General features: G+C 65.0%; 7 protein-coding genes. 3 read left to right on the plus strand and 4 right to left on the minus strand.

All coding sequences use genetic code 11. The annotated features are described in order from the left end of the window. Positions 1-167: 167 nt before the first annotated feature. From ileS to Uis4E_RS03820, 4 genes are all read right to left on the minus strand, one after another. Positions 168-3,464: a mupirocin-resistant isoleucine--tRNA ligase gene (gene ileS / locus Uis4E_RS03805; RefSeq protein ID WP_101621932.1), complete on the minus strand. Its 3,297-nt coding sequence runs from the start codon at positions 3,462-3,464 to the stop codon at positions 168-170. Positions 3,465-3,830: 366 nt separating this feature from the next. Beyond that, positions 3,831-4,817, minus strand: coding sequence for a nucleoside hydrolase (locus tag Uis4E_RS03810; RefSeq protein WP_101621933.1), 987 nt, complete (start codon positions 4,815-4,817; stop codon positions 3,831-3,833). Positions 4,818-4,852: 35 nt separating this feature from the next. Then, positions 4,853-8,218 carry an AAA family ATPase gene (locus Uis4E_RS03815; protein ID WP_165784835.1) on the minus strand — a complete coding sequence of 1,122 codons (3,366 nt, stop codon included), beginning with the start codon at positions 8,216-8,218 and terminating at the stop codon, positions 4,853-4,855. A gap of 1 nt (position 8,219) precedes the next feature. Next, positions 8,220-9,563 (minus strand): metallophosphoesterase family protein, encoded by a 1,344-nt coding sequence (locus Uis4E_RS03820; RefSeq protein ID WP_101621935.1) that lies wholly within the window; start codon positions 9,561-9,563, stop codon positions 8,220-8,222. Positions 9,564-9,989: 426 nt separating this feature from the next. Here Uis4E_RS03820 and Uis4E_RS03825 point away from each other — a divergent pair, with 426 nt between their 5' ends. The 3 genes from Uis4E_RS03825 to Uis4E_RS03830 are packed head-to-tail and all read left to right on the plus strand — an operon-like array spanning position 9,990 to position 12,944. Next, entirely contained in the window at positions 9,990-11,075 is a 1,086-nt protein-coding gene (locus Uis4E_RS03825; RefSeq protein WP_101621936.1) for a hypothetical protein, read from the plus strand. 5 nt (positions 11,076-11,080) lie between these two features. Then, a complete protein-coding gene (locus Uis4E_RS11825) occupies positions 11,081-12,046 on the plus strand; it encodes a hypothetical protein (RefSeq protein WP_165784836.1) in 966 nt (321 codons plus the stop codon). 31 nt (positions 12,047-12,077) lie between these two features. Continuing rightward, entirely contained in the window at positions 12,078-12,944 is an 867-nt protein-coding gene (locus Uis4E_RS03830) for an ImmA/IrrE family metallo-endopeptidase (protein ID WP_165784837.1), read from the plus strand. Positions 12,945-12,969 lie beyond the last annotated feature (25 nt).

Genomic DNA, 12,969 nt, shown 5'->3' on the forward strand with positions numbered 1-12,969 from the left:
GATATAGAAGTATCATAGACTATATAATCTTTGGAATTCCACACTAATTTTGATTGTTTAATGTTGCCGCCCTACTCATAAGAACCGATGGGGGCGTCTGGCAAGCCAGACGCCCCCATCGCATCGCTGTCAATCGCAACGGCATATCAACTAGGCCAATTAGCGCCTCACGCCTTCTCGACTTCGGCAGCGAGCTCCTCACCTTCGACCACGTCGAACGTGTCGGCCTTGGTCTCGGCGGCGATCAGGTCGCGGAACCGCTCGACCTTGGCGACGGCGTCGGCCGGCACAACCAGCTTGAGCGCGATGTGGTCGGCCACGTCGAAGCCGGCGGACTTGCGGGCGTCCTGCACGACGCGAATCGCGTCGCGCGCGTAGCCTTCGGCCTCCAGCTCGGGGGTGAGCGCGGTGTCGAGGATCACGAAGCCGCCGGTCGGCAGCGCGGCGGACACGGACACGGCCTCCTCGGCGGCGTCCTTCTCCTCCACGCGGTTGATCAGCTCGTACTCGCCGTCCTGGAGCGCGATCTCGCCGGACGGCGTCTCGACGACCGGAGCGCCGGTCGCCGCGTCCACGTGCCAGGCGCCGGACTTGGACGCCTTGATCGCGAACTGGACGTCCTTGCGCAGGCGCTTGCCGGCGACGCGCGCGTTGACGCGCAGCTCGTGCACGATCTTGAGGCCCTGCGAGGCGGCGTCCTCCAGCGTGCAGAACTCCACGTCCTTCACGTTGAGCTCGGACTTGAGCACCTCGGCGTAGGCGCGCACGGCGTCCACATCCTCGGCGACCACGGTGAGCTTGGAGAGCGGCTGACGCACGCGGATCTTCGCGGCCTTGCGCAGCGACAGGGTGCCGGAGACGACCTCACGCACCTTCTCCATCGCCGCGACCAGAGCAGGATCGTCGACGAGCACGCGGCCCAGCTTGGTGCTCTCGCCGGTCTTCTCGTCCACGACGAACGGCCAGTCGGCCAGGTGCACGGACTCGCCGCCGGTCAGGCCGCGCCACACGGACTCGGCCTCCATCGGGGCGAGCGGTGCAAGCACGCGCATGAACGCCTCGAGCACCGTGTACAGCGTGTTGAACGCGTTCTCGTCCTTGGCGAGGAAGCGGTCGCGGCTGTTGCGGATGTACCAGTTGGTGAGCACGTCGATGAAGTCGGACGCGGCGTCGCACGCGTCGGAGATCGCGAACTCGTTGAGCGACTTCTCGGCGGCGAGCACGAGACGACGCGTGCGGGCCAGCAGGTAGCGGTCCAGCTCGGGCAGGCCCGCGACCTCTTCGGGCTTCAGCTGGCGCGCGTCGTAGCCGGCGGCGTTCGCGTACAGGGTGAAGAAGTAGTAGGAGCTCCACACGGGCAGCATGACCTGGCGGACCGTGTCGCGGATGCCTTCGGCGGTGACGATCAGGTTGCCGCCGCGCAGGATCGGCGACGACATGAGGAACCAGCGCATCGCGTCGGAACCGTACTTGTCGAACACGCCGTTCACGTCCGGGTAGTTGCGCAGGTGCTTCGACATCTTCTGGCCGTCGGAGCCGAGCACGATGCCGTGGCAGATCACGTTCTTGAACGCCGGACGGTCGAACAGGGCGGTCGCCATCACGTGCAGCAGGTAGAACCAGCCGCGCGTCTGGCCGATGTATTCGACGATGTAGTCGGCCGGGAAGTGCTGCTCGAACTTCTCCTTGTTCTCGAACGGGTAGTGGAACTGCGCGAACGACATGGAGCCGGATTCGAACCAGCAGTCGAGCACGTCGGGGATGCGGCGCATCGTGGACTTGCCGGTCGGGTCGTCCGGGTTCGGACGGGTCAGGTTGTCGATCCACGGACGGTGCATGTTGATGTTGCCGTCCTTGTCGCGCGGGTAGTCGCCGAAGTCGGCCTTCAGCTCCTCGAGCGAACCGTACACGTCGACGCGCGGGTGCTTCGGGTCGTCGGACACCCACACCGGGATCGGGGAGCCCCAGAAGCGGTTGCGGGAGATCGACCAGTCGCGCGCGTTGGCGAGCCACTTGCCGAACTGGCCGTCCTTCACGTTGCCGGGGATCCAGTTGATCTGCTGGTTGAGTTCGAGCAGACGCGGCTTGATCTTCGTGACGGACACGAACCAGGAGCTCACCGGCTTGTAGATGAGCGGCGTGGCGCAGCGCCAGCAGTGCGGGTAGGAGTGCACGTAGCTCTTCTCCTGGAAGAGGATGGCGCGGCGCTCCTCGGGGATCTCGGCGAGCGGGCCGGACATGTTGCGCAGGTCGCGCAGGATCGGCTTGTTCGCGTCGAACACGTACATGCCCTCGTAGTCGGGGCACTGCGCGGTGAAGCGGCAGCCTTCGTCGAGCACGTCGGTGCTCTTGACGCCCTTCGCGTTGAGCGTGTTCATATCGTCCTCGCCGTAGGGGGCCTGGTGGACGAGGCCGGTGCCCTCGACGGTGTCGACGTAGTCGGCGGTGAAGATCGTGTAGCCGTTCGGACCGGGCACGTTGCCTTCGGTCTCGGCCTTCTCGCCAGCGAAGTACGGGAAGACCGGCCAGTAGCGGCGGCCCTCCAGCTCGGCGCCCTTGAGCTCGCGCACGATCTCGTAGTTCTCGCCGAGCTCCTTCTCGTAGTGCGGCAGCAGGGCCTTGCCGAAGTAGAACTTCTTGCCCGCGTACTTGCCTTCGGTGGGCTTGACCTCGACGTAGTCGATGTCGGCGCCGACGACGATCGCGAAGTTGGTGGGAACGGTCCACGGGGTGGTGGTCCAGAACACGGCGTACGCGTCCTCGTCGCGCAGCTTCACGGCGACGGAGACGGTGGTGTCCTGACGGTCCTGGTACACGTCGGCGTCCATGCGCAGCTCGTGCGCGGACAGCGGCGTGCGGTCCTTCGGGCAGTACGGCAGCACGCGGTAGCCCTGGTAGGCGAGGCCCTTGTCGTACAGCTGCTTGAACGCCCACATCACCGACTCCATGTACGGGATGTTCAGCGTCTTGTAGCCGTGCTCGAAGTCCACCCAGCGGGCCTGACGGTGCACGTAGTCCTGCCATTCGTGCGTGTACTTGAGCACGGAGGCGCGGCAGGCGTCGTTGAACTTGTCGATGCCCATCTTCTCGATCTGGTCGACCGAGTCGATGCCGAGCTCCTTCTGCGCTTCGAGCTCGGCGGGCAGGCCGTGCGTGTCCCAGCCGAACACGCGGTTGACCTTGCGGCCCTTCATGGTCTGGTAACGCGGGATCACGTCCTTCGCGTAGCCGGTCAGCAGGTGGCCGTAGTGCGGCAGGCCGTTCGCGAACGGCGGGCCGTCGAAGAACACGAACTCGTTCTGGCTGTGGTCGCCGGAGGGGTTGCGTTCCACCGACTTCTGGAAGGTGTCGTCCTTGTCCCAGTAGTCGAGGACGGTCTCCTCCATGTGGGGGAAGCTGGGGTTCGGCGCGACGTGCGCGGTCTCGCCGCCCTCGTTCGCCTTGGGATATACGTTGTCGCTCACCGTGTGGCTCCTCGTGATGCGTCGTTGGTTCCTTCACGAGGACGACTTTGGTTCCGGCGTCTCGCCGGTCCCGCCACCGCGGTACCACCTCGCTTGCCGCGCGCGCCGTCCGCGCCTCCAAGAGACGCCCGTCACGTCGCGACCGCTTGAGTTCGGCTGTGTCGGGCCGATCCCGTCGGTTCTAGTAAGCGCGGATCATGGAATCCGCGCCGTTCTTCCGAAGGCTCCCCGCTGATGACGGATCGACGCCTTGACTTCGGTTGCACATCGTAGCACGCCGCATGCCCGGCGCAAGACGCGTCTCGGATGCCGCGCCCGCGTCCCACGCCGCATGCCGTGCGTCGGCACCGTCGCGCCGGTAGCCGCCTACCGCTCCCCCGCCGCGACGGCGCCGACGCGCGTCGTGAATGCGTCGAGGAAGCGGGCGACGTCCACGCCGACCGCCGCGTCGACGGTCTTCTCGGCCGTGTTGAGCCGGTCGTAGTCGCCGATGGTGCGCCCGCGCGTCGGTCCGTCCAGGTCGACTTTCAGGTTGATGGGCAGTGTGGTGACGAGCGTCGGGGCGAGCGCGACGGCCACGGCGAGCGGGTCGTGCAGCCCGCAGCCGCCCATGCCGGGCGCGCTGACCGCGTACGCGTCGATGTAGTAGTCGGTCATGTCGGCGAGGAACCGGCCCGCCGGCGTGCCGGTCTCACGCCAGACGGCCGTCTCGCGTTTGGTGAGCAGCGTCTGCATGGTCACGTCGAGTCCGATCATGGTCACGTGCGCACCGGAGCGGAAGATGCGGTCGGCGGCCTCCGGGTCCTGCGCGATGTTCGCCTCCGTCCACGCGTTCACGTTGCCGGGGACGGTGAGCGCGCCGCCCATCATCACGATGCCGCCGATCATGCTCCCGACGCGCGGCTCGCGTTCGAGCACGGCGGCGATGGTGGTCATCGCGCCGGTCGGCACGAGCCACAGGTCCTTGCCGTAGGTTTCGGCCGCGTCGATGATGAAGTCGACGGACGGCTCCGTTTCGGCCTCGCGCGTGGGATCGGGGATGTCGACTTCGCCGATGCCGTTGCTCCCGTGGATGAACGCGGAGCCGCGGCTCACGGTGAACGTGCCGTCGCCGCCGTTCGCCTCGTCGGCGGCGATCGGATGGTCGACGCCCCGGTACACGGGGATGTCGGGATGTCCGAACAGCTCGGTGACGGCGAGCGCGTTGCGCACGCCCCGCTCGACGGTCACGTTGCCGTAGGTGCCGGTGATGCCGATGAGTTCGGCGTCGGGGCTGCCGAGCGCGTAGGCGATGGCGAGCGTGTCGTCGATGCCCGTGTCGAGATCCAGTATGAGTTTCTTCCTGTCGGCCATGCTTGTTCCATTCCGTCTTCCGCCGGTTGCCGGCTTCAGGCTATCACCTCCAATCGGCTTTCCCCGTCGGGGGTGACGCGGCTGACGCTGATGCGTTCGGCGATCTGGTCCTTGAGCCAGTCGACGTGGGAGATGATGCCCACGTCGCGGGTGCGGCTGATGCGGCGCAGCATGTCCATCACGTCGGCGAGGTAGTCCTGCGAGAGGGTGCCGAAGCCTTCGTCGACGAACAGCGTGTCCATGCTGATGCCGCCGTTCTCCGCCTGGATGATGTCGGCGAGCGCCAGGGCGAGGGCGAGGGAGACGAAGAACGTCTCGCCGCCGGAGAGGGTGCCGGGGTTGCGTGTCTGTTCGGTGCGCCGGTCGAACACGGTGATGCCGAGTCCGGTCTTCCTGTTGCCGTTGGCGGGCGCTTCAGTCACGAGCCGCAGCTCGTAGACGCCGCCTTGGATGTCGCCCAGGAGTTCGTTGGCGCGGTCGAGCACGTCGCGGAACCGTTCGGTGACGGCGTAGGTGGTGAGCGTGAGCCCGTTGTTGGCGCCCGACGCCTTGTTGTCGCCGGCGGCGAGGGCGGCCATGCGTTCCAGCGGCGCGAACCGTGCGGCCTGTTCCGTCCATGTGCCGGCGGTCCGTTCCATCCGTTTCGCCTGCGTATGCCAATCCTGCGCGAGCGCGGTGAGCGCGCCGATGCGGCGACCGGTTTCGGCGGCGTGCCGTTCGGCTTCCTGCGTGGCGGCGGACAGTGCGCCCGTGTCGATGGCGGCGATCGCCGCGCCCAGCGGGGTCGGTTCGCCGGCGTCTGTGTAGGCGGTGTCGGCGTCGGGGGTGGCGGCGGGCTCGGCGACGCCCAATTCGCTCGCGTCGTCGTCGCCGATGCCTGTGAGTGCTTCCTTCAGCTCGTTGCGTGACCGTGTGAGGTTGGCCGTGGCCGTGTGCAGCGCGTCCTCGTGATGGCGGACGCGTTGTTGGATCGTGGCGCGTTCCCGTTCGTCCAGTCCGGCTGCGGTCGCCTCGCTTATGGTGGCGAAGTGTTCGCTTTCCGTGAGCGCACGGTCGCGTTTCGCTTCGGATTCCGCGGTGCTGCGTGCGGCGGCGTCCGCCTGGGCTTGGGCCTGCGTGTGCCGGCGTTCCAGTTCGGCGCGTTCGTCGATGGCCTGTTTGAGCCGTGCGGCCTCATGCGCCGCCTGTTCGGCCGTGTCCAGCTGCCGTCGGGCGGCCGCGCGTTCCGCCGCCACCGTCGTCTTGGTATGTCCTTCGGCTTGCTTGGTGGCGGCCGTCGCAGCGTTGCCGGTCTCCTCGGCTTTCGCTTCGGCGGCCGCGAGCATGGTGTGCGCCTGCTGCGCTTTCTTCGTGGCCGCGGCGATGCGCTGCTGCGTGTCGCGGAGTTCGTCGCGCTGTTGTCGCGCTTCGTCCAATGCCCGGATGCTGGCGGTGATGACCTTGATCCGGGCGTCGGCCTGTTCGACGCCGGTGCCTTCGCTTTGCTCGCGGTGCGTGTCGATCTGCTGGCGGATGGCCCGCATGTCGGCGCGTGCCTGTTCCGCGGCGTCCCGCAGTTCGGCGACGTGTTGTTTCATGTCGTCGAGTTCCTGGGCGTCGGCCACGCTGTCGGGGGCGACGGCCGGTGACGGATGGTCGAGGCTGCCGCATACGGGGCAGGATTCGCCGTCTTCGAGACCGATGGCGTATTGGGCCGCACCGGAGCGTCTGATGTCGTTCTCGACGCGGGCGAGCGAGCGTTCCGCGCGTTGCTGCGCCGCTTCCGCGTCCTTGCGGCGCTGTTCGAGTCCGGGCAACGTCGCGGCGAGGGTCTCGGCCGCTTCGGCGTGCTTGCGCATGCGCCGCACGTGGTCGAGCTTCTGCGTGAGGCCCTGTTCTCCGCCCAGTCGTTCGGCGATCTCCTGCAGCTGGCGTTCGATGCTCTCCGCGTCCGGCAGGTCGGCCAGCGCATGTCGCACATGCTCCTCCTGTTCGCGCGTCTGCTCGACCGTCAGTAGCGCACGCCCATGCTGTGCTTTCGCCTGTTCGGCGGCGGCGATGAGCCGTTCATGCGCGTCGGCCTGTTCGAGACGGGCGTGCGCGGCTCCGGCCTCCGCCGCCTTCCGCAACGCCTGTTCACGCTGTTGTTCGAGCTCGCCGGCGTCCGGCAGTCGTTCCAGTTGCCCCCGCAGCGTTTCGGCTTGCCGTTCGGCTCCAAGCTGTTCCCCGCGGGCCGTCGTCGCGGCCTTGTCGAGGTCGAGGATCGGCTGCGCTTCGACGGCGAGCGCCAGATCGTGACGGGACCGTTCGACCGCCGGCCCGTCGGCCTGTACGTCGTGCAACGCCCGGATGTCGCGCAGTTCCTTCGTCGCCGCGGCGCGCAATGCTTCGGCGTCCGCCTGCATCGACCGCGCGTGGTCGAGCTCCCGTACCGCACGCTCGTTCTCCGTCTCGCCGGCGCGGAGCAGTTTCCCGCATTCGACGTCGATGCCGGCGACCGTCTCGTGGAGGCTTCGTAGGATCTCGCCCGGTTCGCGCGCGGGGTAGGCGAGCTTGTCGGCATCCTCACGGTCCAATCCCCAGCGTGCGTTGGACAGGATCTCCAAACCGTGTTCAGGCCCGTCGCTCTCTTTCTCGATGAGGCCCTGTTGTTCGAGGATGCGCGTGGCGGTCGTTCTGGCCGTGGCGATGCCACCGGCGAGACGGATCCCCTCCTGGACCATGCCGGTCTTCATGGTTTTGCGGCGTTCGGCGAGTTCGTTCTGGATGGTCTCGTAGATGCTCGCGCCGAACAGGTTCTCGATGAGCTCAGTGCGCTTTTCGGGGGCGAGGGATAGGAACATGGCGAACTGGCCTTGCGCGAGCATGATGGTGCGCGAGAACTGTTCACGGTCCAATCCGATGATCCGCGTGATCTCCGGGCGCACGTCGCTTGCGCGCGAGGTGATCGCCTCGGAGTGCCCAGCCTCTCCCGCATAGGCGAAGTACCGTTCCGGATCGTTGCCGGGGGCTTCGACCAGCGCGGCGATGCCGCGGTCGATCCGCATGAGCTTGCCGGTGGCGTTGTGCGAGGTGAATCCTTCGCCGCGGTCCTTCGGACGCTCGTATTTCGGGGTGCGTCGCACCTCGTAGTAGTCGCCGCCGGATCGGAAGATCAGATCGACGTAGGTTTCGGCGCGTTCGCCCATGAGGAACCGGGAGCGGACGCGCTGGCCGTCGCCGCCGGAATCCAATACGGCCTTCTCGTTGCCGGAGATGTTGCCGTACAGGGCGAACGTGAGGCAGTCGAGGATCGTGGTCTTGCCGGCGCCGGTCTCCCCGTCGATGAGAAACATGCGCGAACGGGTCAATGCGGCGAAGTCGATGGCGTATTCGCCCTTGTAGGGCCCGAATCCGCCGAATTTCATGGCGATGAGCTTCATCTCAATCCTCCTTCCGAGTGCCGCCGTCAGCGGGATCGGCGCTGCCGGCGTCGCCGGACCTGACTTCGCCCGCATGTTCGGCATGCTTCGCGTGCGCGGCCTCCACCGCCGATTCCAGCACCTTCCGCTCCTCCTCGCCGGGGCCGCGGCCGAGCTGGTGACGCACGAACTGGTCGAGCACGTCCATTTCCGAGGTCGCCTTGCGCAGGTCCACGGCGCGTCTTGCGGCCGTGTCGGCCCGTCGTTCGTAGACGATGCTCTTCTCCAGGGCGTGCGCGTACCGGTCGTCGATCTTCTGGTAGAGCCCGTGCGGGAATTCGGCGGCATGCACGGTGACGGACACCCAGTCGTCGCGGTGTTCGCGGGCGAGATCGCCGAGAATCTCGTCCACCGTGCCGTCCAATTGCACGAACGCGGGTTCGCCGGAATCCACGTCCATCGTGCGGATGTTCGTCACGCCGCCGTCGGCGACGTCGAACAGCACCACGCTTTTGCCGTTGCCCTCCACCGGCGGGACGCGGCTTTCGGAGAACGAGTAGGCGAGCAGGGAGCCGCTGTAGCGCGCCTGCGGCGTGCGGTCGAGCTGGAACACGGATTCGTCGACGGGCGAATCGGGCACGTTCACCCGCTGCGGCCGGTGCAGATGCCCGAGCGCCAGATAGTCGAGACCGCTATGGGAGAAGAGACCGGCCGGCACGCTGTCGACGCCGCCCACGGCGATGCCGCGCTCGGAGTCGCTGGGCGCGGCCCCGGAGACGAACGCGTGCGCCATGAGCACGGCGGCCACATGCGGGTCGACGGCGCGCCGAGCGGCGAGATCGCGCGTGACGAGTTCCATCGCCGCGCGCATCACGCCCTCATGCGAACGCGGGATGCGAGTGTCGACGCCCGCCTGATCCAACAGCAGTTGCAGGCCGGAACGCGCCGTGTCCGGATCAAGATACGGCAGCGTGTACACGGCGAGCTCGTCGTCGCCGCGCGTGACCGTCACCGGCTGCGCGATCGCGTCGAGTCCGCAACGCACGTGCACGTTCGGGCGCATCAGACCTGCTCCCGCGCCGAGACGAATCGCGGAATCATGGTTGCCGGGCGTGATGACGACCTCCAGCGGCCGGCCGTCGACCTCAAGACGGCCGAGACGGGCGAACATCTCGTCGAACAGCCGGATCGCCTCGGCGGACGGCACGGACAGGTCGTACACGTCGCCGGACACGCACAGCACGTCCACATGCTCGCGTTCGATCACGTCGATCAGCCATGCCAACGCCCTGCGCTGGTAGTCGAGCAGGTCCACGCCTTTGAACCTGCGCCCGATATGCCAGTCGGAGGTATGCAGCGCCCTCATGCCGGCTCCTTTCGTCCCGCCGGCAGGCCGCCCCGCGACGCAGATGCGCCGCACGACCCGCCGGATCCGTTGCCTTCACCCACCGTAACCGGACAATCAGCAACCGGTAGATATGTACCGGTTTTTCGTGTCATCGCGTCGGCGTCGAAGGACGCCCTGGCGTGTCGCGCTCGTTGTCCGGTTGAGAAGGGTGTTCACCGGAAACGAATACGGCGGACGACGACCCGCATCGCCGACAGCACGTCACGGCGGCGGAGTCCGTCACGACATGCATGACGCACACGACGAGGAAAGGAGACGCCGATGCTGGGAATCCCCACGCCACGGCGATCGTTCCGATCAGGAACGACACGCTTGCGTTCCGACGGCATGCCACGCATCCGGGCGGTAGACTGGGCGACAGCCATACCGATGCAAGGAGGAGGCATGTCCAGGCAGAAGAAGGGTACGGACGACTGGGACAAAACTAAGACCCGATACTATGTCGACGAGTTTTTCAGCGACCGTCAATATGACAGGAACGGGCCGACACCATTCCATAAGAGGAAGCATGAGTTCGGACCTCTGGCACTGTATATGATTGAAGACCAGGTCGGGAAACTGCTCGAACAGTACAGGCCGACGTTGCCCGAGGGTGCGCCGGACACGCCACGTGATTGCGCAAACCAGTTCTACGCGGACTGCCAGAAGAATCTCCTGGAAGCGATGGATAGTCCCGAGACCGAGAATGACGCCAAGTTTGTGAGCTTCATCAAAATCAGCGCGGAAGGCTGGTTCAGGAAAATGTACGCACGCACCGATGAAGGCAAGGCCAAGGAGGCACTGCGCAAACGAATGGGACGGGATTCACGGTTCACCAATGAATTCACCGCCCTCGGAAAAGACGATTCCGCCAAAAACGGCAAGCCCACCGGCAAGGAAAGACTGAAAGGCAAGCGCGGGAACTGGGGATTGTCCTTTGAGTACCTCGACTCGCACGGACTGAATGCGAACGAATACCACGCCCCTTCCACTGTTTCCGAAGCCAAGTTGGAGACGGTGGCTCTTCAGTATCCCGTTTCCATCGACAGGAAGGCGCTGCAGGACGCAGACCGCAAACGCAATCCGAACTACGGCTTGCCTGGACAGATGGAGAACATGTTGGAAGGCGTGTTCAATGAGGCGAAAGGCACGTTGCCGCTCGGCTCAGTGTTCCAAATCGTCCGGTACCGCATGGCCGTACTGGAGCATTTCACGGCGACCCATCCGACGGATGAGGACGGTAACCCGATCGACTTCGCGGTGGACTACACATCCGCCGCGGATGCCGCACTCGAAGCGATCGAGGGCGAAGACGACAAGCAGTGGATGACCGATCTCGCCGAAGCGCTCGAGAATCTCACGCCAAAACGCAAAGCAAAGTACCTTAACAAACATCCGGAGATACTCAACAAGTTGCTCAACAGCAAGAATCCGAATATTCACAGGGCGTTGCTCGCCCTCGAAGGCCAACAACACGAGCAGAAAGCCTGAACATCATGAACAACACACGATCCTTTACCGAGCTGCTCGGCATGTACGATCAGCTGAAAGACATCGAGCCCGAAATCACCATGCCCAGCGGCGACGATCTCGACTCCCCCGAACGCATCGAACGCCAGCTGGCCGAAGGCGTGAAACGCGGCCAGCTGTGGAGTGCATACAGCAACGGTGATTCCCTGTACGTGCTCATCGCGGAAGTGGACGATGACCCGCGTATGGCGACCGTCATCCCCTTGTCGAACGACTTGCGCAGCGAGACAGACGATTCGCTCGTCATCGGCAACACGCCATTGGACATCGAAATGGTCGCCTGGCCCGGCCTGAAGACCCTCATTCCGGTCCGTCTGCTCTATAAGCCGATGAAGGAACTGTCCGAAAGCGCCGTCAAGGCCATCGAGAGCGACAACCTGCGTTTCACCAGGAAAGCCGACGCGATCCGTCGCGGCCACGACAGCGGAGAGTATGATTCCCCGTTCGTCAAGGACCGCGATGACATCACCGTCATCCTGCTCAAATGGCACGCCATGTGCTTCGACCTGCCGAAGCTGCACGAGGAGGAGGAAGCCGAGGCCTCCACGACTCCCGAACGCGGCGAATACGCCAAGGCGCTGATCACCGTGCTCGGCCTGCCGTTCGATCAGGTGGACGACGTGCTGGACGGCGTGGTTCCGTTGACGGATGAGCAGTGCGACAAGCTTGCCGATGCCGGCGTGCAGGTGCCGAATGCGTCGAAGCGCACGTTCCACCTGCCTGCCGATCTTCTGGTCGAAGTGGAACAGCCGGCATGGCGCCGCGATGCCGACGAGTACGCGCAGCGCATGGACGGCGACGCCCGCGTCAATCTGGCGCAGGACGCGTTCATGCTCGCGGCACGCCCGAACGGCTACGGCCGCGAGGCCTGGCGCGGTGCACTACACGACGCGTACCGCAATCGTCTCACCGAAGACGACGATCAGGACTGACCGCAGTCGGAAAGGGGCACGGAAAATCGACATGGCGAAGCCGTCAAGGGAGTGGGTTGTCCGGCAGGCGGACCGGATGCTTGCCATTGCGAATGACAAGCATCCGGACACCTTTGTCGAGGACTGTCTGCATGATCCAATGAAGGATATAGCCCTGCATTGGTGTGATGAGATCGTGTTGAAAATGGTCGAAGCGTCACCCCAGGAACAGAGCAACACCAATGATGAACGTGTCTCAGGGTTTTGTCTGCCACAATACAAAACAGCGGACGGCAGGACCTTCATCGAGGTGCATACCGATTTTTATCGCAGGGACTGCTTCACCGTTCTCCATGAGCTCGGCCACCATCTGCAGAACTCGGATGGTGAGCTCTTCTGCGCCCTACGTGCTTTTGATGATAAGGCAGATCAGAAACGCGCCGAGGAGGCGGCATGCAACATGTTCGCATCCAAAGCACTGATTCCGGATTCGGTGATTCCGGAATTGGAAACTCATCGCTGGAATGCCTCGACGGTGGACGATCTGTACCACCGTGTCCAAGCCTCGCGTCCGGCTACAACAATACGCGTAGCCGGCTTGCTGCCGCCGGGCGCATGGGTCACGTTCATCAACCAATACGGCCGTCCCATGCTGCGCGCGTTCTCGGACGGTCACAAGGAACACGACATCGAGCTCCTGCCAGTGGAACAACTGGTACTGGACACATTCAAAGACATGCGCAGAGAACCTCGACGAGGGCGCTCTGATCGATACCGTAACGAAATGACCTTTTGTATCGCGAACCTCGACAAGCCGCGTATCCCGCGCACACGTCCCAAGCATTACACTCGGATCAGCGTTGCGCTGTCCCCCATGTCGAAATACCCTCCATGCACGTTCATCATGGGCGGCCACTGAGCCCTGTTGAGATGCGACACGACTG

The organism is Bifidobacterium parmae (assembly GCF_002860365.1).
Taxonomy (GTDB): Bacteria; Actinomycetota; Actinomycetes; order Actinomycetales; family Bifidobacteriaceae; genus Bifidobacterium; species Bifidobacterium parmae.